This is a genomic window from Flagellimonas sediminis (genome assembly GCF_010500845.1).
GTDB lineage: Bacteria > Bacteroidota > Bacteroidia > Flavobacteriales > Flavobacteriaceae > Flagellimonas > Flagellimonas sediminis.
Map to the genome: position 1 here is coordinate 212,917 of NZ_JAAAMI010000002.1, position 25,710 is coordinate 238,626.

Consider the following 25,710-nt stretch of genomic DNA (forward strand, 5'->3'; position numbering starts at 1 on the left):
TGGTCGTTGACCAACACTATTTCATAAAGGAGTCCAACCCCGGAATGTTGGGCATACCTTCCTTGGCAACGGCGGCCAATTCGGTTTCGTTGATATTGGTGGCTTTTGCAATGGCCTTGTTCAAGGTAAGGATCAAGTAGTCTTCCAATTGCTCTTTGTCTTCCAATAGGGAATCGTCAATGGATATGGATTTAATTTCGCGGTTGGCGGTCAGGGTCACTTTCAACAACCCATCGGCCGACTGTTCATCCACCAATACAGTGTTCAAACGTGCTTTGGTTTCCTCTACTTTTTTCTGGGTTTCCTTCAATTTACCCATCATTCCCATGATATCTCCAAACATAATTTCAAAATTTTAAATTGATTTTTTTTCAAAATCCCACTCACTTGTCATGTCGAGCGAAAGCGAGACATCTTAATAGACCGTTCTACCGCGTTAAGGGCAACTAATCCGTACTCTTCGTTATACCTAATCTCAAAAGTAGTAAATTGGCTAAAACCTATAAACGGATGAAACACACTATTTCTAGAATTCATATTCTGGTTTTATGCCTTATTTTTGCAAGTTCTTGCAAGAACAGTAAAGAAGAATCAATGAACATAGCCCCACCAGTGGCCCCCAAGCATCCAACCAAGTTGGAAAAGCACGGCGATGTACGGATCGATGATTATTATTGGATGAACAATAGGGAGGACCAACAGGTTCTGGACTATTTGAATGCCGAGAACGAGTATTACCAAAAAATGACCGCGCATACCATTCCCTTTCAGGAAGAACTGTACAAGGAAATGAAAGGAAGGATCAAGGAGGATGATTCCTCCGTGCCCTACAAACTGGACGGATATTGGTACATTACCCGTTATGAAGAAGGTAAGGAGTACCCTATCCATTCCAGAAAAAAGGAAAATTTGGATGCAGAGGAGGAGTTGATGTTCGATTGTAACCAAATGGCCGAAGGGCACGATTTTTTCAATCTAAGGGGAATTTCGGTGACTCCTGACAATACTTTGGCAGCTTTTGCTACGGATACCATTTCTAGACGTCAGTACAACATCCAGTTCAAAAACCTGAAAACAGGAGAAATTTATCCAGACATCATCAATAATACCACAGGAAGTTCTGTTTGGGCCAGCGATGGTAAAACCCTTTTCTATACTAAAAAGGACCCTGTGACCCTGCGTTCAGACCGTATTTTCAAGCACGTACTGGGAACCCCTTCGGAAGATGATGTGTTGGTCTTTGAGGAAACGGACGACACCTACAATACCTTTGTATACAAGACCAAATCCAGAAAGTACATTGTAATCGGTTCAGGCAGTACCCTGACCACCGAATACCGAATTTTGAATGCCGATGATCCTAATGGGGAATTCAAGATTTTTTCTCCCCGTGAAAAAGGGGTGGAATATTCCATTTCGCATTATGATGGCAATTTTTATGTGTTGACCAACAAAGACGGTGCTACCAACTTTAAGTTGATGAAGACCGATGAGGAGCACACCACTTCCGAGCATTGGAAAGAATTTATTCCGCACCGTGAAGAAGTATTGTTGGAGGATATTGAGATTTTCAAGGATTATTATGTGCTATCTGAAAGGGAAAATGGCCTTAACCAAATGAAAATCTCCAAATGGGACGGTTCCGATAGTTATTACCTTCCTTTTGAAAGTGAAACCTATGTGGCCGGACCTTCTACCAACTTGGATTTTGACACCAAGGAACTCCGTTACTACTATAATGAAATGGGTGCCCCGTATGCGATGATCGATTTCAACATGGAGACCAAGACCAAAAAGGTGTTGAAGGAGCAGGAAGTATTGGGGGGAAAGTTCGACAAGAACAATTACAAGACCGAACGCCTTTGGGCCACGGCAAGGGATGGTAAAAAAGTGCCCATTTCATTGGTATACCGCAAAGACACCCCGCTAGATGGTACCAGTCCATTGTTACAATATGGATATGGATCCTATGGGGCTACTATTGACCCCTATTTTTCCTCGGTACGTTTGAGTTTGTTAGATCGCGGCTTTATTTACGCCATTGCCCATATTCGGGGTGGCGAATATTTGGGAAGACCTTGGTACGAGGATGGAAAGCTGTTGGCCAAAAAGAACACTTTTACCGATTTTATTGATGTGTCCAAGTTCCTGATCGAGCAAAATTATACCAGCCCCGAGCATTTGTATGCCATGGGCGGTTCTGCAGGTGGATTGTTGATGGGAGCCGTGATCAACATGGCCCCTGAATTGTATCACGGGGTAATCGCTGCCGTACCTTTTGTGGATGTGGTCACCACCATGTTGGATGACACCATTCCACTGACAACAGGCGAATATGACGAATGGGGCAATCCCAATGACAAGGAATACTATGATTATATCAAATCGTATTCCCCTTATGACAATGTGGAAGCCAAGGCATATCCCAACTTATATGTCTCCACCGGATTACACGATTCGCAGGTACAATATTGGGAACCTGCCAAGTGGGTTGCCAAGCTAAGGGAGTATAAAACGGATGACAACCAGCTATTTCTGGACACCAATATGGATGCCGGACATGGCGGTGCATCTGGTCGTTTTGAGGCTTTAAAGGAAACCGCAAAGGAATATGCCTTCATTTTAGACCTCGAAGGAAAAGCCCTTTAAAAATAAAATATTACTTTTGCAGGGAACATTTTTCTTATCTTTAGAAAATGTTCCCTACCTAATACCAGTTATGAAGAAACAGATAAATGCTCATAGCAGTATCCTAGACCTAATTGGAAGTACCCCCTTAGTCAAGCTTAACAAGATTACAGCCCCACTTACCGGAAACTTCTATGCCAAACTGGAAGCTTTTAATCCTGGACATTCCTCAAAGGACCGAATTGCGGTCCATATCATTGAGGAGGCGGAAAGAAAAGGCATCCTGCAACCAGGCAGTACCATCATAGAGACAACATCTGGAAACACAGGCTTTAGCTTGGCCATGGTTAGCATTGTTAAAGGTTATAAATGTATTTTGGCCGTTAGCTCCAAGTCATCGCCGGATAAAATCGACATGCTTCGCTCCATGGGAGCCAAGGTATACGTATGCCCTGCGCACGTGAGCGCGGACGATCCGCGATCGTATTATGAAGTGGCCAAACGTTTGCATAGTGAAACGGATAATTCCATATACATCAACCAATATTTCAATGAACTGAACATTGATGCCCACTACAAGACCACGGGTCCTGAAATTTGGGAACAGACCAATGGGCAGATCACGCATTTGGTTGCCTGTAGTGGAACCGGTGGTACCATATCCGGTATTGCCCGTTATCTAAAAGAGCAGAACCCGAACGTGAAGGTTTTGGGTGTTGATGCCTACGGATCTGTATTGAAAAAATATCACGAAACTGGAGAGTTCGACCATAACGAAGTATATCCATACCGAATTGAAGGATTGGGTAAAAACCTGATTCCTGCCGCAACGGACTTCAACAGTATAGACCGTTACGTAAAGGTAACCGATGGAGAAAGTGCCCATATGGCCCGCAAGTTGGCCCATACCGAAGGTATTTTTGCAGGCTACACCAGTGGTGCCGCCATGCAGGCTCTGTTCCAGTTGGACACTGAGGGCGAGTTTACTTCCGACAGCAATGTGGTGGTGGTATTCCCAGACCATGGCTCACGTTATATGAGCAAGGTATATAGTAACGAATGGATGGAAAATCAAGGCTTTTTTGACATCCAGGATGCGGAAGTACCTGAAAAGATAGAATACATCAAGTAATGTTTATTTCGCTATAATATTAGGAACGGCAATGCAATACATTGCCGTTTTTTTATGCTGAAAATTCGTTATGCGAGCAACGTAAAAATATATACTTTTGCAATTGAATCAAATTTAAGGTAGATGAGAGATTTATTCGATAGAATCATTGAGAACAAGGGACCATTGGGAAAATGGGCTTCGCAGGCCGAAGGATATTTTGTGTTCCCGAAATTGGAAGGACCCATTTCCAACCGCATGAAGTTCCAAGGAAAGGATGTCATAACGTGGAGTATCAATGACTATCTGGGGCTAGCCAGTCTACCGGAAATCAAAAAAGTGGACGGGGAAGCCGCCATGGAGCACGGTGCCGCCTATCCCATGGGGGCACGTATGATGAGTGGACATACCGATTATCACGAACAATTGGAAAAGGAATTGGCTGCCTTTGTCCATAAACAAGCTGCCTATTTGTTGAACTTCGGGTACCAAGGATTTATGTCCGTCATTGACGCCTTGGTTTCCAAAGATGATATTATTGTGTATGACGTGGATTGTCATGCCTGTATCATAGATGGTGTCCGTTTGCACATGGGCAAACGTTTTACCTTCAAGCACAACGATCCCGAAAGTTTGGAGAAAAACTTGGAACGTGCCACCAAAATGGCCAACGAGACCGGTGGTGGTATCCTTGTAATTTCTGAAGGGGTATTTGGTATGCGCGGGGAGCAGGGTATCCTAAAAGAGATTGTAGCCTTGAAGAAAAAATACAATTTCAGGTTTATGGTCGATGATGCCCATGGATTTGGTACTTTGGGCAAAACCGGTGCAGGGGCAGGTGAGGAGCAAGGTGTGCAGGATGAAATCGACGTGTACTTGGCCACATTTGCCAAATCGATGGCCGGTATTGGTGCTTTTGTGGCCGCCGATAAGGAAATCATTGAATATTTGAAATACAATCTTAGATCGCAAATGTTCGCCAAGTCGTTGCCAATGATCTATGTTAAAGGCGCCCTGAAGCGTTTGGATATGTTGCGTTCCAAACCAGAGTTGAAGGCTAAGCTTTGGGACAATGTGAATGCACTTCAAAATGGTCTTAAGGAACGTGGTTTTAATATTGGTACCACCACCAGTTGTGTGACCCCGGTTTACTTGAACGGTAGTATTCCAGAAGCGATGGCCTTGGTAAAAGACCTTCGCGAGAATCATGGGATCTTCTGTTCCATTGTAGTGTACCCGGTAATTCCAAAAGGATTGATTCTGTTGCGTTTGATTCCGACGGCCACACATACGATGGAAGATATTGCTGAAACTTTGGATGCCTTTTCATCCATTCGTGAACGTTTGGAAAACGGAACTTACAAGCGATTGTCCGCAGCGGTTTCTGCCGCGATGGGAGAATAATTATCCAAAAAAAAACATACAAAAGAAAACCGTACAAGTTCATCAACTGTACGGTTTTTTTATTGTCATAAATCTCGTCGAACCAAAACAGCCAATTTCTTAGGGGCCACTTCGCAGTACGCGCAGGTCAAAGCATCTTTTAATATATCTTTTTCCAAGGATCCCAATTCCACAATCGTCCATCCTTGTTTTCCCCATTTATTTGGTACGGGATAAATTTTTCCTGGACTCATTTTGGTGAAAACATCTTGATCCACTTCTGATATCTTCAGTGTGGCAGTATATTTACTGGAATCATAAGTGGCAAAAATCTTATTTTTGACTCGAAAGGAGGTCTTTTCAAAATGTGGTGCCTCCTGAACTTCAGGAAAGGAAAAAACAATGGATTTGAATTCTTCAAAAGTCATGTTACAAGATAGTCAAATGGAGTATTGCCTCTTATAGAGTATCTATTTTCTCTTTATTCCATTGTTACTTTGATCCAATCCTTAATGATATCCCTTAATTCAGAGGCACTGTTTTCAATTTCATTTTGGTTTTTAAAAGATGCCACTGACCTGTCATTTTCTTTCCAAAGGAGTAATTTTGAACTGGAGGTCAACAATCGTTGCTTGGGTTGTTCCAGTTTTTTCACGCCTCGATGAAAAATCAATTGGATTTGTTTTGGCGGTTGAATTTTCATAGTAATCCGGTCAGCATCGCCAATGCAGTAATTTGGGCCGTTCCATTTTACATTTTCATGGAGTTTGGGTTCCGCCTTCAATAGTAATTCTCGTAATTGTTCTATCTCCGTCCGCAACGGATGGTTCTGTTGGTCTAAAAAAGTGGTGACGTCCTGGTTTTTGTTCATTGTTCTTTGAATTTACAATTTTGATGTGTTGTTGTTTTTGTCCGCCAACTTGTTGACCTATCTCTTTTTAAGTGCAGGCACCCATGAAATCCAAAGCTCAACAATCAAAAGGGGTAAAACCCAACTCATCCATTCATAGGTTGCATCTTTGACTTCTTCACTTTGGATAAAAAATAAAAGATTAGCCTTATAAACAAGGTCTCCCAATAACCGAAGCACCACAAAGGTTAAGGCCAAAGTATAACTCCGTATCATGAACAACCGATGGTTTTTAATATCCTTTCTTTTAATGGTCACCCAAGCGGAAGTGGTCATGAACAGCCAAAGCAGGCCCAAAATGACAACGGGTACAATGGAACCTTCATACGGTTGCGTGATGCCCAAAATCAGTGCGGTCAATCCTCCTAATAAGGATCCCGCGATGTAAATTTTCCCAAGAAGGCGATGCCATTCCACATACCGAATCCGAAATTTATTCCAAAATTGTATCGGGCCTAAAATCAATGGCGCCAGAGTGGTAAAAAGATGGAAAACAAACAAGAATTGCTTGTTCCAAAACGTTGGTCCCGTACCTTCGTTGAAAAACCGAAAAAGAATGGCACGGTACAAATAATAGGCACTCAACACTATAATCGACAACCAAAATACCTTTGGTCTTACTTTTTTCCATGTATTCATGCAACTATTCCTTTATACGGTTGTATTTCTTCAGGATTTCAATCAATTTGTCGTGCGGAATGGCAAAAACCGTATTTCCGTGTATGCCTTCCATGGTTTCCGCAGCAATCATGGCATTAACAATGGCTTCTTCTATGACCTGCACTGTGGCCTCATATGCAGGTAGGAGTAAATCGTTCGACATGGTTTCAACCGAGGTTATGGAATCCCTATTAAAAGCGCTTTCATTGGCAGTGGAAAATACCAAAAAGATGTCGCCAGAACCGTTACTTCCTCGTCCTCCCATAATTCCCACACCAAGGGCAACTCGCTGTGCAATTCGCTTTAATTGATGGGGCAGAAGTGGAACATCTGTAGCAACAATAGCGATGATGGAACCATCGCCATCCTTTCGTCTAGATTCCGGATCTCCTTTATAAATATAGCTTTGGTAGTCTTGAAGTTCCTTGCCCACAGGCACACCGGCAATGGATAAATTGTATTTGGCGCCAAAATTGGCCTGCACAATGGCTCCTAATGTGTAAGTGGAATCGTTTATTTGAAAAACCCTGGAAGCAGTACCAGTACCTCCTTTAAATCCCAAGGTGAACATGCCTGTACCACCCCAACATTACCTTCTGCAATTTTTCCCGAAGAGGCATTGTTGATGGCTTCCAACACATGCTCTTCCTTTACATGAAAGCCATAAACGTCGTTTAAAAAGCCGTCATAGGTTTCGGCCACCACAGGGTAGGTATACCACCATTCTTCACCACGGTACCAATCCGTATCCACAAACCATTTGAGAACGGCATCACGAACTACCCCAACACTATTGGTATTGGTGATCATGATCGGGGTTTCCAAAAAGCCGGATTCGGTTACCCAAGTGGTACCTGTCATTTCCCCATTACCGTTCAAACTGTGCCAATTGGCATACACTGGGCTGAATTTTTTCGCTTTCCCCCTTGGAAAAATGGCAGTGACCCCAGTTCTGACGGGACCTTTTCCCAAAATATTTTCCCCTTCACCGGAAATGAGGGTTGAATACCCTACTTCTACACCTTTAACATCGGTGATGGCATTGAATTTTCCGGGTTCACCTACAAAAGGAATCCCCAAATCTCTGGCACGAGGTTTTTGGGCATGGCTTATGGATATGATCAGCAAGGCTATCAAGGGTAGTACTTGTTTCATGAGGTTGGTTATTTATATACCTAATCTACAAGTTTTTACCTTTGGTAGTACAAGGTTGACTACTTATATTTTCTTCTGGATTTGCCAAAAATGCCCGAATGGGTCTTGGAACATACCTTGGCGATATCCATAATCGTGGTCCGTGGTGGGATTGACCAATATGGCCCCTGCCGTTATGGCTCTATCCATCACTTTTTGCACATCAGGAACAAATAAGCCAATAACAGTGGTTACACCCATGGCACTCTTGGGCTCCAAGGCATTGCCACGCATAGTTTCATGTACATGAAAAATGGCCCCGTCAAAATCAAGCTCAGCCACATGGATACTTCCATCCTCATTACGGAAGCAAAAATGTTCAACAGCTCCCCACTTGGAGTAAAAATCGATTTGGAATGTTCCTTTTGGTATGTGCAGTTCGGGGGCGAAATGGGTAATTGATACTTCTTGGGACATGATAAATTCAATTTAAAACAATATTTACTAAAGGTAGCTTCTTAATTGTTAACTGATTGAATTTAAAGATGTAAACTCAATTTATATTGGACTGCTTTTGATATCCAAATTTCTTTCCCCCATCCTGAACTTCAATTTTGACAATACTGTCCAGTGGAATTGCTCTGGTGAGTCCCTGTGCAAATCTTGACCGACCACCTTTGAGAGTGTCATTTTCTAAGATCACGGTATCAAAATAGAGTATATATTTCTCGCCATTCTTGTGCGTAACCCTCATTTCTATAGCTGGAGAAATATCCAAATATGATTCATTTCCTTTCTTGTCAAATACTGTAAGCCGACTTATGTTATTTGAATAATATTTGATGTTTTCATAAAACAATGGGTTATTAATTTCCACTGCAACCCTATTTTCTGGCTTGGCTCCAATCATTTGTTCCCTGAAACTATCAACGGGAATGGTATATGTTTTACAGGAAAAAACAAATAAGATACTTATTGCACCTATGATTTTTATCGCCTTGCTCCCCATTGTTTTTTCTAATAACCTTACTCTCCAATTCCAAGTATTATTCACCATTAGGCAATTTAGACTTTTTTGGATGATTTCAAATCCAAACTATTCACGCTATTTCAGCATCTTCAATTTTAAGGAATAAATCGATTTTTGATGACTATTTCTTTTTCAACACAAAAAGATCCTTTCTCCTGTCTTTAAGATTACGTACGCTTCCAAATCGATGTAGCTCTCGGAGTAGGTCGATGTCCAGATCGGCAATCAAGATCATTTCTGTGTTTGGCGTGGCCTCTGCTTTTATTCCATTGGTAGGAAAGGCAAAATCGCAAGGTGTGAACACCATGGACTGTGCAAATTGAATGTCCATGTTATGTACATTGGGCAGGTTACCGACACTTCCCGCAATGGCCACATAGCATTCATTTTCAATGGCCCTTGCCTGGGCACAGTTCCTAACCCTGGAGTAACCGTTTTGTGTATCCGTCAAGAAAGGTACAAAAAGGATGTCCATTCCTTCATCTGCAAGCAGTCTGCTCAGTTCTGGGAATTCGGAATCATAGCAGATCAAGATCCCGATCTTACCACAATCCGTATCAAATACCTTGAGCTCGTTTCCGCCCTGCATTCCCCAAACCTTGGCCTCATCGGGGGTTACATGCAATTTTTCATACCTTTCAACGGTTCCGTTTCGCTTGCATAAATAGCCCACATTGTAGAGTTTGCCATCAATGATTTCCGGCATACTTCCCGCAACAATGTTGATATTGTATGAAATGGAAAAATCAGAAAACTTTTGCACAATTTCACTGGTATGCTTTGCAAGTTCCCTAATGGCCTCGGCTTCTCCCAGGTGGTTGTTTTGGGCCATTAATGGAGCATTGAAAAACTCAGGGAAAAGTGCAAAATCTGAACGATAGCCCGATACGGCATCAATAAAATATTCGGCTTGTTGGAGCAAGGATTCAATATCTCGATAAGGCCTCATTTGCCATTGTATCAATCCCAACCGGACCACTTTCTTTTTGGTGGCCGCCTTTTTAGCGGGCTTTTCATAATAGATGTTGTCCCATTCCAGCAGTACGGCGAATTCTTTTGAAGCGGCATCGCCTTCCAAATACCCCTTCATGATCCTGGCAGGGTGAAAATCATTGGAAATTTGGAAGTTCAGTACAGGATCATGAATTTCCTTTCTTCTCACTTTTTCTATGTACTCCTTAGGGCTGATTTCGTTGGAATATTTGTGATAGTTGGGAATTCTTCCTCCAAAGGCAATACCTTTTAGGTTCAGTTTTTCGCAAAGTTCCTTTCTGTAATCATAAAGTCTTCTTCCCAACCTAAACCCTCTAAATTCAGGCTTTATGAAGACATCTATCCCGTAAAGTACATCACCGTCCGAGGTATGGGAATTAAAAGTGTAGTTGGAAGTGATCTCACGATAGGTATGGTTTTCATCATATTTGTCATAATCCACGATTATGGACAGGGCGCAACCGGCAATCTGGCCATTTACCTTGATCACAACCTGACCTTCGGGGAACTTTTTGAGCAGTGCACTGATGTGCTCCTCTCCCCAATATGCCCCGGGCATGTTGGAATATGCGGATACCATTACATCCTTGATTTCCAAATAATCCCCAAACTGAAGATACTGTAATTCAATATTGTCGATATCGCTTAGCTCCATAAGTATTTATATTTGTGTTTCAGATTTTTCATGCAATTTGTCCAATTTCCGGCATTTTTCTTAGTCTAGCTTAAGGTCTACACATAGCTAGTGGTGCTGCATGGAATAATCAAAAGTACCTTTAGTACCCAAGAATAAAGCTACGGACATTAGTAGGATAGAATATTAAAATACATTCAATTTAGCAAACAATTCCGTTTAAAATAAGATCAGCAAAAGAAAATATAAAAATCACCTAGGCCACTTTGATTTAAATGTTACCTATTCCGTGGCATCCGTGGAAGTGGGGATGACGGGATTTTGGTATATGGGGATGTCCCCCTCCTTTCTATGTGCCAAATGGAGTGTATGCGTCAATTGCAGCCAAAAAGCATTGGTATGGATGTATTGGCCGGCGGTGGAGGTATTGAAAAATTGGTTGTTCCAAGCAAGGGCCACCGACATCCATTTATTGAATTGTACGGTAGGGGAGACCGCAAAGCGGTTTTTATCGAACACATTATAGACGATTTCCTTTCCGGCATTGATCATGATCTCGTCACTGATGCCCAAGCTCAATTTAAAATCTGGGTTTTCTTTGGAAAGGGTAGCAATGGGAATTCGGGTGGAAAGCGCATATCGAAACCGCAGGGCAAAAGTATTATCCGATTGGATCTTACCATCCACAAAAGGGTTATAAAAGCGTTGCTCAAATCGGAAGCGGTGGCTCAAACCAAACTTTTTGGCTGGATCGGGTCTGACCAACAGTTCTTCATAGGGCCTGAACTCCACAAGGTATGTGGCACCCTCCCTTTTCAGCTCCGCATAGGTAAAACCGGAACTCAATCGAATTGTTCTGTTCAAATTATAACCTGCACCGACCCTGCCAAAGAAAAGGGTATATTTTTCAAAACTATCCCGCCATCTGGTTCCCGTATTCCCAAAAAGCATCCACTTTTCACTTGTGATGACATTCAGATTATATTGGAGCCATTGTTCTCCCCGGTGAATGATTTCTTTTTCCTGGGCGGTATCTTGGTTAGGCCACAACAATAGTAACAGAAGCAGCCCCGTAATGGGCCACTTAATTTTCATCGGAGTTGGTTTTTAGAGGTTGTTGGGTTGGCATTTGGCGGTTATATGGGGTTACAGATCTTTTCTATAGGTGCGTCGTCTCTTATGGGTTACGGGATCAAAATGCTTCCACATTTGCCGAATGGCAACATTCTCTTCCAACTCAGGTGTTCGGATACAATTGACCACGCCTTTTTTCTTGAACGTATGGTAAAACTCATTGAAAATGATAGAAGTGACCCCTTTGTTTTGATAAGATGGATGAATGCCGATGAGATAAAAAATAACATCCTTACTGTTCTTTTTGGCGCTCAACAAATGAAAAATCCCCGTTGGGAACAATTTTCCATTTGCTTTTTGTAGGGCTCTAGAAAAGGATGGCATGACAATCGCGAAAGCAACCAAATTATCTTCAGCATCTACGACAAATTTGATGTATTCCGGATTGATGAAACTGATATACTTCTTCTTGAAATACTCCTTTTGGATGTCCGTTATCCGAACGAATGAAGAGAGCTTGGCATAGGACTCGTTGAACAGGTCGAACATTTTATCGACCCAGGGCATGATCTCCGAACTTTTTTGAAAGTTCATCTCTTTAAGACCATAGCGTTGTTTAATCAACATATTGGCTTTTGCGAAAAGTTTTGGGTCCGCTTTGACGGCCAAAAACTTGTTTTCCAAATACTCCTTTTCCTTTACAAAACCATGGTGTTCATAATGTGATTGATAATAGGGGTGGTTGTACCAGGTGATCATGGTACCGATATGGTCAAAACCCTCAATGAGCACACCCACTTTGTCCAGGTTGGAAAAGCCTACCGGGCCTTCCATATATTCCAAATGATACTGTAAACCAATTTCCTTGACTTTGTCAAGTAATGCTTCGGAAACTTCCAGATCATCCACAAAATCAAACCAACCAAACCGCATTTTCTTCAGTCCCTGATCTTTTACTTCCAACCAATTGATGATGGCAGCAATCCTTCCCACGACCTTATTTTCTCGGTATGCCAAAAAGAAAGTGGCTTCGGCATTTTGAAAAACGGGGTTTTTTTCAGGGTCAAAGGATTCCATTTCATCCTTTATGATGGGTGGAACCCAATAAGGGGAACCTTTGTACAGGGAAAAGGGAAATTTTACGAAGGTTTTTAAATCTGATTTGGATTGAACCTGCTTTATGGTAACCATAGATCCTATTTAGAACCTCAATATTAGGAATATTACCTACAGCAGAAAAGTGATGGACACAAAACTTAAAAATCTATGTCATCTTTGTTCTTTTTCTTCTTCTTTTTTGAGTTTTTCTTATTGGCGTTCTTCTTTATTGTTCCATTTTGACCTGCTTTTTGGTCATCGATAGGGATGAGTTGGTCTTTATGGAAGTCCAAACGGTACGAAAAGCCCAAAACCACAAATACTTTTGAAGGGGAATCGTTGAATCCAGAACCCATGTGAATGTCCGCCTGAAAATTGGAACTGATCAAACGGGCCACCCCGGTTCTCAAGATAACATCGGAATATCGGTCACTTGAAATCCCCTGTCCTTCAAAGAAAACACTCCAACGTGGATCCCGAAAGGCATGGCTTAATGAAAGGGCAAAACGCCATTCTGGAAAATCGGTCCCTATGCGGTCGTATGCGATATTGGAAATCAACACAAACCTAGGGGACAACCTGCTTTGCGTGTTAATGGCCCCTCTGTAGGAAAGGCTCGGGTCACCCGGGTAAAACGGATTATCGTTGAACAAAAAGTTTGCCCCGGCATATACCGATACGGCAGGGATCAGGTTCTTCCATTGAAACACATTATTGGCCCGCCAACTATACAAATTAGGCTTGTTCCGTTCGGGGTTTTTGTAGGGATCATAGACCAAATATTTTAGCCCTAAGCGATTTCTGGAAAAATTGGTCAGTTTGCCCTCAATGTTATAATCGGGATAGGTGATGTTTTGTTTGATGAATGATCCTTCCAAATTGATTTCCAGTTCCTCAAAAAGCAATCCGTAGCGTAGCGCAAAATCGGTTCCGAAAATGTTCGAATCCGAATTCAAGTCTGCATTGTCTTGCTGTTCGTACAATAATCCAACCTCCACCTGGGCCACATTTTTGCCCACTGCATAGGCACTCACGGCCCTTCCGGGTCTGTTGGAATTGATGACGTCTGTATACTGCGCACTCAACAATGCAGGGAACAGAATCAATACAAAAAGGGATTTCTTAAGGATGGAAAGATCCATATAACTGGGTTTTAATACTATTTTAAGATACGTTTGACCGTTTTCCGTTACTAACAGTGTAATTTTGATACAATAACTGAGGTTATATGGTTTTACTACAAACGATTTTAATTGTCATATTAGTATACTACGCCCTTAAAATGCTTTGGACGTGGTTGGCTCCCAAATTGCTCAATTATGCAGTGAAGAAGACCACTGAACGCTTTGGTCAACAATTTGGCGGCCATCAGGGGTATGATAACACACGGGAAAGGGAAGGGGAGACCTCCGTTTTTCAGAAGCCTCCAAGAAGGTCCAATCCGTCAAAAAAAGTTGGAGAATACATAGATTTTGAAGAAATTGACTAATATTTGTCTTTTCAAAACCTATCCATGAATCTTTCTCCAAAGGCCTTAATCACCCATATTTGTGTAATCGGATTGCTGATTCTTGTGTCACTGGTCTATTTTTATCCAGTGCTGCAGGGCAAGGCCATTTTTCAATCGGATATTGCCTGGTACAAGGGCATGTCCAAGGAAAGGGATGATTACAAAGCGGCTACAGGGGAAGAATCGTATTGGACCAATAGTGCTTTTGGTGGTATGCCCACCTATCAGTTGGGAGCCAATTATCCCAATGATTATGTCAAGAAATTGGATCATGTGATTCGGTTTTTGCCCAGACCTGCAGATTACCTATTCCTTTACTTACTGAGTTTTTACATTTTGTTACTCTGTCTAAAGGTAGATTTTAGGCTGGCAGCATTGGGAGCACTCGCCTTTGGCTTTTCTACCTATTTGATCATTATTTTGGGGGTCGGACATAATGCCAAGGCACATGCTTTGGGCTATATTCCCATGGTCTTGGGTGGAATTGTTTTGGTTTTCAGAAAGAAATATATTCTTGGGTTTATTTTGACGGCTTTGGCCATGGCTTTGGAAATCAGTGCCAACCATTACCAAATGACCTATTATTTTATGCTCTTGGTCTTGGTGATGGGATTGGTGTATTTGGTGTATGCTATCAAGGAAAAGGAACTGAAACACTTTTTTGTCTCGGTGGGAATCTTAGTATTGGCCGTAGTGCTCTCCATTGCCACCAATGCCACCAGTTTGATGGCCACCAAGGAATATGCCGATTGGAGTACCCGAGGGAAATCGGAACTTACCATAAACCCTGATGGAAGCCCTAAAGAAGTAACCAATGGATTGGATAGGGAATACATCACCCAATACAGTTATGGCATTGCCGAATCGCTGGATTTGTTTTCTCCCAGACTTTTTGGAGGCTCGGGGGGAGAAGATTTGGGCAAGGATTCCAAAGCATACGAATACCTGACCAATCAAGGATTGCCACCCAGTAAGGCGTTGGAATTTTCTAGTAGCTTGCCCTTGTACTGGGGTGATCAACCTATTGTGGCCGGTCCGGCCTATGTAGGAGCCATCATTTTCTTTTTGTTCGTAATGGGTATTATTTTGGTGAAAGGAAAGAAGAAATGGTGGTTGTTGATAGGGGCCATGATGTCTTTGGTGTTATCATGGGGGCGCAACTTTTCCGTGCTTACCGATTTTATGATCGATTATTTCCCACTATATAACAAGTTCAGGGCAGTGTCTTCCATTCAAGTGGTATTGGAGCTTTGTCTTCCCGTATTGGGTATATTAGGTTTGTGGGAACTTTTTAAACCTTCCGTAGACAAAAAGGAAAAACTCAATGCTTTAAAATGGAGCTTTTTCATCACCTTGGGATTGGGTGTTTTCATCTTCCTGATCAAAGGATTTTTCAGTTTTGAAGGTTTGCGTGATGACATGTACCGAGGTTATTTTGGGGACGATGTCATGACCATGATCAAACGGGATCGCGAAGCGGTTTATGTAAACGATACCATTAGATCTTTAGTTTATGTGGCTTTGGCCGCCGTGGCAATTTGGTTCTTTATCAAAGATAAGATTGGAAAGAATCTCTTGGTCATGGCTTTGGGTGCTTTGATTTTGTTCGATTTGGTTGGTGTGGACCTTCGTTATGTGAACGAGGATGATTTTGTGCGTCAAAGAGAAGTAAACGAACCCTTTCAAGCCAGTCAAATAGATCAGCTGATCCAACAGGACGATTCCATTTTTAGGGTGTTCGATCCAGAGGAAGGTGTGAATGGTTCCAGAACCTCCTACTTCCATAAATCGATAGGGGGCTACCATGCTGCCAAACCCCGTGCTTTGCAGGATTTGTTCGAGTATCACTTGTACCGGAACAACCTACAGGTTTTGAACATGTTGAATGTGAAGTACATCATCCAAAAGGATGAAGATGGAAAAAGTTTCCCTGCCATTAATCCCGATGCCAATGGCAATGCTTGGTTTGTAGATCAGTTGTTACCGGTTTCCTCAGCCAATGAAGAAATTACCAAATTGAAAGATTTCAATTCCAAGAAGCAGGCGGTCATCAATACAAAAATGTATCCAACCCAGACCAAACTTCGCTTTGAGGTGGATTCATTGGCCCAAATCGGATTAGTAGAATACCGTCCGGATTATCTCAAATACAAATCCTCCAATGCCAACGATGGATTTGCTGTGTTTTCCGAAATGTATTATCCGTCAGGTTGGGATGCGTATGTCGATGGGAAACCTGAACCCCATTTTAAAGTGGATTACGCCCTACGTGGTTTGAAGGTGCCCGCAGGCACCCATGAAATCGAGTTCAAATTTGAGCCCCAGGTGATTGAAAATGGAAGTAAAATAGCTCTTGCTGCAAACATCTTATTGGGATTGATCGTTGTGGGAGGAGCAGGTTACTCTTTATTTGGCAGAAAATCCGAGGATTCGTAATGCAAAAGATCTTGGTCATAGCATACTATTGGCCTCCTGCCGGGGGACCAGGGGTACAGCGATGGCTGAAATTTGTAAAATACTTACCCGATTTTGGTTATGAACCAGTGGTTTATGTTCCAGAGAATCCAAGTTACCCCATTGTGGACAATAATTTGGAAAAGGAAATTCCCTCAACTATTCAAGTCCTGAAACAACCTATTAAAGAGCCCTATGGCTGGGCGGGATTGTTATCCAAAAAGAAAACCAAGACCATTAGTTCAGGGATAATTCAGGATAAAAACCCTTCTTTGATTGAAAGCATTTTGTTGTGGGTGCGCGGAAACTTTTTTATTCCCGATGCCCGAAAGGGTTGGGTAAAACCCTCGATCCATTTTTTGGCCAAGGTCATTGCCGATGAAGGCATAAAGACCATCATTACCACCGGTCCACCACACAGTTTGCATTTGATCGGACTGGGGTTGAAAAGGGAATACAACGTACAGTGGATTGCGGATTTCAGGGATCCATGGACCTCCATCGGATATCACAAGAAATTACGATTAATGCCATGGGCGGCCAAAAAGCACAAATCACTTGAAAAGGAAGTGTTGGTTTCTGCCGATAAAATAATCGTAACCAGTCAGACCACCTTGGAGGAATTTCAAGCCATTACCCCAAAACCCATTAAAATGATCACCAATGGTTTTGATGAAAGTCTTTCAGCAAAGGAATTAGATCGGCAATTTACCATTTCGCATTTGGGTTCCTTGTTGACAGGCAGAAATCCCTTGGGATTATGGCAGGCTTTAAAGGAATTGACCGCGGAGAATGAAACCTTTAATAAGGCCTTGAAGATCAAATTGGCAGGGGTTGTGAGTGAGGATGTCCAAAAAAGCTTGACAGACTTGGGATTGGATGCTTATCTCGATTCCTTGGGTTATCTGCCCCATGACAAGGTTATTGAAACCATGCAATCGTCCCAAGTTTTGTTGTTGATAGAAATTGATTCCGAAGAAACCAAGGGTATCATTCCTGGTAAATTGTTCGAATACCTGAATGCAAAACGACCTATTTTGGCTATTGGTCCAACGGATTGGGAGGCGGGTAACATGGTTGAGGAGGTCAACGCAGGGAAGTTCCTGCACCATTCGGATGTAGCATTGCTAAAAGATGTACTTTTGGATTGGTTCAACCAGTACCAAAAAGGGAAACTACTGTGTTCGTCGCAAGGAATCGATACATTCCACAGAAAAGCACTTACGGAATCCTTAGCAAAATTCATCTAATGGGCGTTGTTCTCAAACAATCAATTCAGAACCTGATCTATACGTATGTCGGCTTTTTTGTGGCAGCCATCAACACGCTTTTTCTTTACACGAAAATACTGCCCGATGAATATTATGGATTGGTCACCTTTATTATGGCATCAGGTGCTATTCTTATGCCTTTAATGGCCTTTGGGGTGCACAATACGCTGGTAAAATTTTTTAGCTTTTGTCGAGAAGAGGAGAAGGATGGTTTTCTGACCCTTATGATTTTTACACCATTATTAGGTATTATGCCACTGGCATTACTGGTTTTGTTCGGTTACAATCCTGTGGGAAACCTGATTTCTAAAGTGAACCCCATAGTCAAGGATTTTCTGTGGTACATTTTTTTAGTGGGATTGTCCATGGCTTATTTTGAAGTGTTCAATGCTTGGTGCAAGGTGCATATGAAATCGGTTTTCGGCAATTTCATGAAGGAGGTTTTTGCAAGAGTGGGGGTCTCCATATTATTGGGCCTCTTTTATTTTGATGTGATTTCTTTGGATGCTTTTCTTAAACTGTTGGTGGGTTTACACCTTCTACGGACCATCATCATCATGATATATGCCTTTACACTCCGATACCCCAAGTTGAATTTTCATTTTCCTGGCCATACTAAAGAAATATTATACTATTCCCTCTTGATTATCTTGGGAGGCTCGGCCGCTCTGGTCTTGCTGGAAATAGATAAGGTGATGTTGAACCAGTTTGTGAGTATAGAAAATGTGGCCTACTATAGCGTGGCAGTATATATCGCGACAGTGATCATCGTGCCATCAAGGGCCATGCACCAGATTACCTATCCATTGACCGCGGAGCTGTTGAATTTGGGAGATATGGAAGGATTGAAGAAATTGTATCAAAGAAGCTCGCTGACCCTATTTATTGCCTCAGGGATTTTGTTCGTGTTGATCATACTGAACTTGAACGATCTGTATTCATTAATTCCTGAAAACTACCGAAGTGGATTTACCATTGTGTTCTTGATCGGGTTGGCCAAGGTATTGGACTCTATTTTGGGAAATAACAATTCCATTCTGTTCAATTCCCAGTATTATAAAACGGTGCTGGTTTTTGGGGTTGGTTTGGCCATCCTTACCATTGTGCTCAACTATTGGCTTATTCCCAAAATGGGAATGGAGGGTGCGGCATTGGCCAGTTTTGTTTCCATTTTGATCTTCAACGTGGTGAAATTGGTTTTTGTGAAAATGAAATTTGACATTTTACCTTTCACACAGGCTACTTTTAAGGTATTGGCAACTTTGGTGTTGCTGGCAGTATTGTTCCACCTCGTGCAGTTTCCGTTTCACCCAGTCATTAATATCATGCTTAAATCCGCATTGATCATGTTGATGTACGTAGGTATTCTTTATCGTTTTGAAATTTCGGAGGATGTAACTGGTATTCTATCCAAATGGCTGAAAAAAAATACCCCGTAGCGGATAAATCCAATTACGGGGTAAACAACTAACCAACCTAAAAACTTTCTTTTATCAATTGTTTCTGGAGCTTCTTGAGGTAGAAGCCCTAGAGCTGCTTTTCTTTGTTACGGCATTGGAGCTACGGTTTCCATTTCCATTGGAACTCCTTGCAACCGTTCTCTGGGTTTCGTTACCCCTGCTCACTGTGGCCCTACTTGAATTTCCCCTTGTTTCAGGCTTTTTGTAGGTGCTCTTAGTGGTACGGGTCACGGTTCTACTATCAGGAGTGGTCCTAACCGTTCTTTCGGTCACACTTCTGCTGTTTGGGGTACGTGAAACGCTTTTTTGTGAAATTTCCCTACTGCTCCTAGATCCATTGTCAGCTCTTCTGTAATCACTTTTTTTAACGGTTCTAGAAGTAGTGGCCTGTCTTTTCACCGTATTGTTGGAACGGGTAACGGCATCGCCTTTTCTATAGGAATTCTGCTCTACATACTTGTTGCTTCTTCCATTATCCCCACTTCTTCGAACACTATTATCACGTACAGTAACCCTTTTGTCATTTCTATAGATGTTGTCCCTTCTATAGTGATTGTCATTACGATATACTTTACCTACGGAAGCATAAGCTCTACGGGTGTTATACCTGTAAGGTGCATAGTACGTATATCTTACTGGGCTATAGTACCTTCTATAAGGAGAGGTGTATACGTTACAGAACCCGATGGCAGGTCTTGCAAAATACCTATGGTAAGGTCTGTACACATAGTATCTGTTGTATACATTGATGAATCCCGTATAATGGCTAATAACACCTCCATTGTAATACACATGTAGACCACCGATTCTACGGACCCTACCGTTGTTATACCAGATATCCACATTACCGATTTGAGAAACACGTCCGTAATAATCGTAGAATACAGGAATGTTCTCCACTTGGATCACGGCACCGTAATCGTCATACTGCACATAAGGGTTATAATCGTATCCGGAGTTGAAGGTGATCCCAACATTTCCGATTTGGGCACCTATGCCTACATTCACTCGACTATCCATGTAGAAGTCGAACTCACCATCAGGATACACTGAAAAAGTAACTCCATCTTCCACAAAGATGAACGAGTTTCCATATCCACGGATGGTACTGGTGCTAACTGTATTTTCCAAAGTTGCGGCCTGGATGTTCGGTAACCCAAGAGCAACTGCTGCTATTAAGAGTACTAACTTTTTCATACTACAAGGTTTTATGTTCTAGATACAACTATTTGCATCCATCCTTGTAATATCAATCAGCGTGCCAAAAATCTCAAATATTTGATTGTCAGTAATTTAAAATTCTTTAAATTTTACCTTTAAGGTATTTTGCGGTAAACGATTCCTTGTTTTGAACCAGTTCTTCAGGAGTTCCCTCCGCCATCAATTGACCGCCCAACTCACCTCCTTCAGGACCTAAATCGATGATATAATCCGCACATTTGATGAGCTCAATATTATGTTCGATCACAATGATGGAGTGTCCTTTATCAATCAATTCATCGAACGATTTAAGCAATTTTTTAATGTCGTGAAAATGCAATCCCGTGGTAGGTTCATCAAAGATGAACAAAGCCTTTTCTTTGGTATGGCCCTTCACCAGGAACGAAGCGAGCTTTATTCGCTGAGCTTCACCGCCGGAAAGGGTAGAGGAGGACTGTCCCAAGGTGACATATCCAAGCCCCACATCTTGCAAGGGCTGTAGTTTGGCCACAATCTTATCCTGTTTGTGTATTTTGAAGTGCTCGATGGCATCATCAATGGTGAGGTTCAGGATGTCATCGATGTTTTTGCCTTCAAACTGTACTTCAAGAATATCTTTTTTAAACCGTTTTCCGTTGCAGACATCACATTCCAAATGCACATCGGCCATGAACTGCATTTCCACCGTAATTTCACCTTCACCCTTACATTTCTCACATCGGCCGCCATCCACATTAAAGGAGAAATGTTTGGCCTGATACCCACGCAGTTTGCTCAATTTTTGGGAAGCAAACAAGCTTCGTATATCGTCATAGGCTTTTATATAGGTAACCGGATTGGAACGGGATGATCGACCGATAGGGTTCTGGTCCACAAATTCCACATGTTTGATGTGGGCATATTTGCCCTCCATACTGGTAAATTGACCTGCTTTTTCCCCATATCCGCCAACTTCCTTTAAAATAGAGGGGTACAGTATTTTTTTGACCAAGGTGCTCTTGCCACTTCCTGAAACGCCAGTAATGACGGTCAACATGTTCAGCGGAAAAGTGACATCAATATTCTTAAGATTGTTCTCCCTTGCTCCCTTTATTTGAATGTAGTGTTTGGAATTCCTCCGTTCTTTGGGAACGCTTATTTCCATGGTGCCGTTGAGATAGGAAGCGGTAAGGGAATCAGACTTTAGGATGGCCTCCATATTTCCTGTTGCCACCACACGTCCGCCCAAGGTACCCGCCTCTGGTCCAATATCGATGATTTCATCAGCGGCTTTCATGATGTCCTCGTCGTGTTCCACTACAATTACGGTATTGCCCAAATTGCGAAGGGATTTCAGCACTTCAATCAAATTTTCGGTATCCTTGGGATGCAGACCAATACTGGGTTCATCCAGAATATACATGGAACCTACCAAGCTACTTCCCAAGCTTGTGGCCAAATTGATGCGCTGGCTTTCCCCACCGGAAAGGGTGTTGGATTTTCTATTCAGGGAGAGATAACTAAGCCCTACTTTGTCCAAGAAGTCCAAACGGGCATTGATTTCCTTCAACAACCTATTGGCAATGGCCGTATCGTGTTCGGAAAGCTGTAATTCCTCAAAGAAAGGCATCAATCTTCGAATGGGCAGTTCTATCAGTTCGGAAATGGATTTACCCCCAACTTTTACATAATTGGCCTCTACCCGTAGTCTTTTGCCCTTGCACACGGAGCATTTGGTTTTTCCACGGTAACGGGAGAGCATGACCCGGTTCTGAATTTTATAGCTCTTTTCCTCCAACTGTTCAAAGAACTTATGGATACCGATAAAGTGTTCATTGCCCTCCCAAACCAGTTGTTTTTGTTCTTCAGAAAGTTCAAACCAGGGCTTGTGTATGGGAAAATCGAATTTATAGGCAGAGTTGACCAATTGATCGCGGTACCAACCCATACTTTCTCCCCTCCAAGGAAATACGGCATTTTCGTAAACGGAAAGTGCAGTGTTCGGAATCACCAAATCCTCGTCGATTCCAATCACATCTCCATAGCCTTCACACTTGGGGCAGGCACCGTAGGGATTGTTGAAACTGAACAGGTGTACATTGGGTTCCAAGAATTTGATTCCGTCCAATTCAAATTGGTTGCTGAAGGAGCGGATTTCCATGGTTTCCAGATTCTCAATGGCACACTGGCCCTTTCCTTCAAAGAAGGCATTGTCCACGGCATTGGCCAATCGGTTCAGAAAATCTTCATCATCCTTAACAATGATCCGATCTACCACAAGGTCGAATTCTCTTCCGATATCTTTTGGTGCCTGGTCAATTCGGATTACTTCCCCGTTGTATTTGATACGGGCGTATCCTTGCTTTGAGAACAACTCCAATGACTTAATGGGATCCCGTTCTTCCTTAATGGTGATGGGAGCCAATAAAAGGAGTTTGGTATCTACCTGTATCCCTTTAATATGATCCATAACATCACTTACGGAATGTTTTTTCACCTCGTTTCCGGAAATGGGGGAAATGGTCTTTCCAATACGGGCATATAACAATTTAAGGTAATCATAAATCTCGGTGGTGGTCCCTACAGTAGATCTGGGGTTGGTGGAGTTCACCTTTTGTTCAATGGCAATGGCAGGGGCTATACCTTTAATATAGTCCACCTTGGGTTTATCCAGTTTTCCCAAAAACTGACGGGCATACGAAGAAAGGCTTTCCACATAGCGTCTTTGGCCTTCTGCATATAAGGTATCAAAGGCCAAACTTGATTTTCCGGAGCCCGATAAACCTGTAATGACCACCAGCTTGTTCCTAGGGATCACCACATCTATGTTTTTGAGATTGTGCAGCTTGGCACCTTTTATAATGATGTTGTGCTTGGGATCAACGTTTGTAATGGCCGTCATTTGTTAAAATTAGGGTCTCAAAGATACGACACCCCACTCTTAATACGTATATTGTACCAGTTAACATCTAAAATTTAGCATCTCACAACATAGTTTTTTAGGTCGCCTACCTATTTATCTATATTTGAAGTGTAATTAAAATACTGATAGGCCTATACAGAAATAATTACTTTTTAAGATTAAAAACTAAATACCTGAAGTCTTTCTTGGAAAGGAAGGACCATGATTTTAACCAAAAAAGTAATTTGTATGGAACTACAGATTAATGACTCGATTTTAGTAAAAAACTACATCGCAGGAGACGAGAAAGCTCTTGAGATACTCATCAACCGACACAACCAAAGGATTTCCAGTTTTATTTATTCCAAAGTTTTGGACAGGGATGTTGCAGAGGACATCTTCCAGGATACCTTTATCAAAGTGATCAAAACCTTAAAAAGGGGTAACTATAGTGAAGAAGGCAAATTTTTGCCATGGGTCATGCGCATCGCACACAACCTGATCATTGACCACTTTAGAAAAAACAAAAGGATGCCCAAGTTTGAGGGAAGCGATGACTTCAATATTTTCTCCGTGATCAAGGATGAAAAGTTGAATATTGAAAAACAGATCATTAAAGATCAGATTGAAAGCGATCTTACCCTTTTGATAGATGAATTGCCCGAAGACCAAAGAGAGGTCTTGATTATGCGAATCTACAAGGATATGAGTTTCAAGGAAATCTCCGAAAACACTGGAGTAAGCATCAATACCGCCTTGGGAAGGATGCGTTATGCCCTTATCAACCTCAGAAAAATCGTTGACCGTAAGAACATCGTTTTAACGAATTAATAATACCGTACGTCGAAGACTGCAATATTTCCAATCTAGCTGCGTTATCTAATTGAAACATTTATGCTAGAATATGGAAAACATTTACTCTGAAGAACAAAAATCCGTGAAAACGGTAAGAGCTAGCCAGAAGACTATCGATTTCTTGCTTAGCTATTCAAAATCGATTCATGTAGTTGACTACAAAAAACACCAGTTTGAAGTAACGTTAAATTAATCAATGTTCAAACTGACGAAAAGAGCCGCAATTAGCGGCTCTTTTTGTTTTTATAGTATTCGTCCAACACCGTTTTTCGGCCGATGGTCTTCGTGATGATGTCCTTTTCCAAGTTCCAACCCCTAGCCGGAGAGTATTCCCGTCCGTACCAAATAATCTGTAAATGAAGTTTGTTCCAAAGTTCTTCAGGGAACAATCGTTTGGCATCGCGTTCCGTCTGCACCACATTTTTGCCATTGCTGAAACCCCAACGGTACATCAGTCGGTGAATATGTGTATCCACAGGAAAGGCCGGGATTCCAAATGCCTGCGATACCACAACACTTGCCGTTTTGTGGCCAACTCCGGGCAATTCTTCCAACAATTCAATTTCTTGGGGGACTTCACCGTTATATTTGTCAATCAAAATTTGGGAGAGTCCATGAATCCCCTTGGACTTCATTGGGGACAACCCTACTGGTTTGATGATTTCCCGAATCTCATCTACCGTGAGCTTGACCATATCATATGGATTATCGGCTCTTTCAAACAAAAGAGGAGTTATCTGGTTTACTCGAACATCGGTACTTTGAGCAGACATCAACACAGCTATCAGTAGGGTATAAGGGTCTTTGTGGTCTAATGGTATGGGAATGGTCGGATAAATCTTCTCCAAAGTGTGGATTGTGAAGTCAACCTTTTCTTGTTTGGTCATATTTGTTTAACTTTACACTTATAACATTGAACAATAATTTCAATACAAAAGCTATGAACATGTTAAAAGTAGGGGATAAAGTACCTGATTTTTCAGCAAACGACCAAGATGGCAACACAATAAATCTGAAGGATTACAAAGGTAAAGCCCTAGTGGTTTTCTTTTACCCCAAGGCAGATACCCCTGGTTGTACAGCAGAGGCATGCAACCTTCGGGACAACTATAAAGAATTAAAAAACAAAGGATTTGAACTACTTGGTGTAAGTGCCGATTCCGAAAAAAAGCAGACCAATTTTAAGAATAAATACAACTTTCCATTTCCATTGTTGGCTGATGAAGACCATACTGTAATCAACACTTTTGGGGTGTGGGGGCCTAAAAAATTCATGGGTCGAGAATATGACGGCATCCACCGGACCACTTTTGTCATCAACGGTGAAGGTATCGTGGAAAAGGTCATTGATAAGGTGAAAACCAAGGACCACGCAGCCCAATTGTTGGAAGATTAAAAAATTAAAAGCGCCATTACGGCGCTTT

Annotated in this window: 22 protein-coding genes and 1 pseudogene; 9 read left to right on the forward strand and 14 right to left on the reverse strand. The window is 42.0% G+C overall.

Features of this window, described 5'->3' with window-relative positions:
• Positions 1-16 precede the first annotated feature (16 nt).
• A complete protein-coding gene (locus GTK07_RS05505) occupies positions 17-343 on the reverse strand; it encodes a YbaB/EbfC family nucleoid-associated protein (protein WP_163633864.1) in 327 nt (108 codons plus the stop codon).
• A 167-nt stretch (positions 344-510) separates the two neighbouring features.
• Here GTK07_RS05505 and GTK07_RS05510 point away from each other — a divergent pair, with 167 nt between their 5' ends.
• The 3 genes from GTK07_RS05510 (at position 511) to GTK07_RS05520 (ending at position 5,143) form a co-directional block, all read left to right on the forward strand.
• The gene (locus GTK07_RS05510) at positions 511-2,649 is read left to right on the forward strand and encodes a S9 family peptidase (RefSeq protein WP_163633866.1); all 2,139 of its coding nucleotides are present in this window, start codon (positions 511-513) and stop codon (positions 2,647-2,649) included.
• 70 nt (positions 2,650-2,719) lie between these two features.
• A complete protein-coding gene (locus GTK07_RS05515; RefSeq protein WP_163633868.1) occupies positions 2,720-3,760 on the forward strand; it encodes a cysteate synthase in 1,041 nt (346 codons plus the stop codon).
• 123 nt (positions 3,761-3,883) lie between these two features.
• Complete coding sequence (locus GTK07_RS05520; RefSeq protein WP_163633870.1) at positions 3,884-5,143, forward strand: cysteate-C-fatty acyltransferase; 1,260 nt, start codon at positions 3,884-3,886, stop codon at positions 5,141-5,143.
• A gap of 65 nt (positions 5,144-5,208) precedes the next feature.
• Here GTK07_RS05520 and GTK07_RS05525 read toward each other — a convergent pair whose 3' ends face one another.
• The 10 genes and pseudogenes from GTK07_RS05525 to GTK07_RS05570 form a co-directional block, all read right to left on the reverse strand.
• On the reverse strand, positions 5,209-5,550 hold the full coding sequence (locus GTK07_RS05525) for an MmcQ/YjbR family DNA-binding protein (protein ID WP_163633872.1): 342 nt from the start codon (positions 5,548-5,550) through the stop codon (positions 5,209-5,211).
• 53 nt (positions 5,551-5,603) lie between these two features.
• Complete coding sequence (locus GTK07_RS05530; RefSeq protein ID WP_163633874.1) at positions 5,604-5,993, reverse strand: DUF1801 domain-containing protein; 390 nt, start codon at positions 5,991-5,993, stop codon at positions 5,604-5,606.
• A gap of 57 nt (positions 5,994-6,050) precedes the next feature.
• Positions 6,051-6,671: a DUF2306 domain-containing protein gene (locus GTK07_RS05535; protein WP_163633876.1), complete on the reverse strand. Its 621-nt coding sequence runs from the start codon at positions 6,669-6,671 to the stop codon at positions 6,051-6,053.
• A gap of 4 nt (positions 6,672-6,675) precedes the next feature.
• Positions 6,676-7,847 (reverse strand): annotated as a pseudogene (locus tag GTK07_RS05540) (DmpA family aminopeptidase).
• A gap of 63 nt (positions 7,848-7,910) precedes the next feature.
• Complete coding sequence (locus tag GTK07_RS05545) at positions 7,911-8,303, reverse strand: VOC family protein (RefSeq protein WP_163633878.1); 393 nt, start codon at positions 8,301-8,303, stop codon at positions 7,911-7,913.
• Positions 8,304-8,379: 76 nt separating this feature from the next.
• Positions 8,380-8,883: a hypothetical protein gene (locus tag GTK07_RS05550; RefSeq protein WP_163633880.1), complete on the reverse strand. Its 504-nt coding sequence runs from the start codon at positions 8,881-8,883 to the stop codon at positions 8,380-8,382.
• 94 nt (positions 8,884-8,977) lie between these two features.
• Positions 8,978-10,504: a carbon-nitrogen hydrolase family protein gene (locus GTK07_RS05555; RefSeq protein ID WP_163633882.1), complete on the reverse strand. Its 1,527-nt coding sequence runs from the start codon at positions 10,502-10,504 to the stop codon at positions 8,978-8,980.
• A gap of 261 nt (positions 10,505-10,765) precedes the next feature.
• Entirely contained in the window at positions 10,766-11,578 is an 813-nt protein-coding gene (locus GTK07_RS05560; RefSeq protein WP_163633884.1) for a DUF2490 domain-containing protein, read from the reverse strand.
• Between the two features lie 51 nt (positions 11,579-11,629).
• On the reverse strand, positions 11,630-12,748 hold the full coding sequence (locus GTK07_RS05565; protein WP_163633886.1) for a GTP cyclohydrolase: 1,119 nt from the start codon (positions 12,746-12,748) through the stop codon (positions 11,630-11,632).
• A 65-nt stretch (positions 12,749-12,813) separates the two neighbouring features.
• A complete protein-coding gene (locus tag GTK07_RS05570; RefSeq protein WP_163633888.1) occupies positions 12,814-13,797 on the reverse strand; it encodes a transporter in 984 nt (327 codons plus the stop codon).
• An 86-nt stretch (positions 13,798-13,883) separates the two neighbouring features.
• On the opposite strand from GTK07_RS05570, the gene GTK07_RS05575 reads away from it, so the two are divergent.
• From GTK07_RS05575 to GTK07_RS05590, 4 genes are read left to right on the forward strand one after another with little or no spacing between them, the layout of a single operon-like run.
• The gene (locus tag GTK07_RS05575; protein WP_163633890.1) at positions 13,884-14,144 is read left to right on the forward strand and encodes a DUF4834 family protein; all 261 of its coding nucleotides are present in this window, start codon (positions 13,884-13,886) and stop codon (positions 14,142-14,144) included.
• Positions 14,145-14,168: 24 nt separating this feature from the next.
• Entirely contained in the window at positions 14,169-16,601 is a 2,433-nt protein-coding gene (locus GTK07_RS05580) for a YfhO family protein (protein ID WP_163633892.1), read from the forward strand.
• Entirely contained in the window at positions 16,601-17,869 is a 1,269-nt protein-coding gene (locus GTK07_RS05585; RefSeq protein WP_163633894.1) for a glycosyltransferase family 4 protein, read from the forward strand. The genes GTK07_RS05580 and GTK07_RS05585 overlap by 1 nt, the downstream gene beginning before the upstream one ends.
• A complete protein-coding gene (locus GTK07_RS05590) occupies positions 17,869-19,329 on the forward strand; it encodes a lipopolysaccharide biosynthesis protein (RefSeq protein ID WP_163633896.1) in 1,461 nt (486 codons plus the stop codon). Before GTK07_RS05585 ends, GTK07_RS05590 begins: the two co-directional genes overlap by 1 nt.
• A gap of 54 nt (positions 19,330-19,383) precedes the next feature.
• Here GTK07_RS05590 and GTK07_RS05595 read toward each other — a convergent pair whose 3' ends face one another.
• Positions 19,384-20,547, reverse strand: coding sequence for a hypothetical protein (locus GTK07_RS05595; RefSeq protein WP_163633898.1), 1,164 nt, complete (start codon positions 20,545-20,547; stop codon positions 19,384-19,386).
• Between the two features lie 106 nt (positions 20,548-20,653).
• Positions 20,654-23,431, reverse strand: a complete 2,778-nt coding sequence (gene uvrA / locus GTK07_RS05600) for an excinuclease ABC subunit UvrA (protein ID WP_163633900.1) — start codon at positions 23,429-23,431, stop codon at positions 20,654-20,656.
• A gap of 249 nt (positions 23,432-23,680) precedes the next feature.
• On the opposite strand from uvrA, the gene GTK07_RS05605 reads away from it, so the two are divergent.
• Complete coding sequence (locus tag GTK07_RS05605) at positions 23,681-24,262, forward strand: RNA polymerase sigma factor (protein WP_163633902.1); 582 nt, start codon at positions 23,681-23,683, stop codon at positions 24,260-24,262.
• A 248-nt stretch (positions 24,263-24,510) separates the two neighbouring features.
• On the opposite strand, the gene GTK07_RS05610 is transcribed toward GTK07_RS05605, so the two are convergent.
• A complete protein-coding gene (locus GTK07_RS05610; protein WP_163633904.1) occupies positions 24,511-25,173 on the reverse strand; it encodes an endonuclease III domain-containing protein in 663 nt (220 codons plus the stop codon).
• Positions 25,174-25,226: 53 nt separating this feature from the next.
• On the opposite strand from GTK07_RS05610, the gene bcp reads away from it, so the two are divergent.
• Entirely contained in the window at positions 25,227-25,682 is a 456-nt protein-coding gene (gene bcp / locus GTK07_RS05615) for a thioredoxin-dependent thiol peroxidase (protein WP_163633906.1), read from the forward strand.
• The last annotated feature ends 28 nt before the right edge of the window (positions 25,683-25,710 follow it).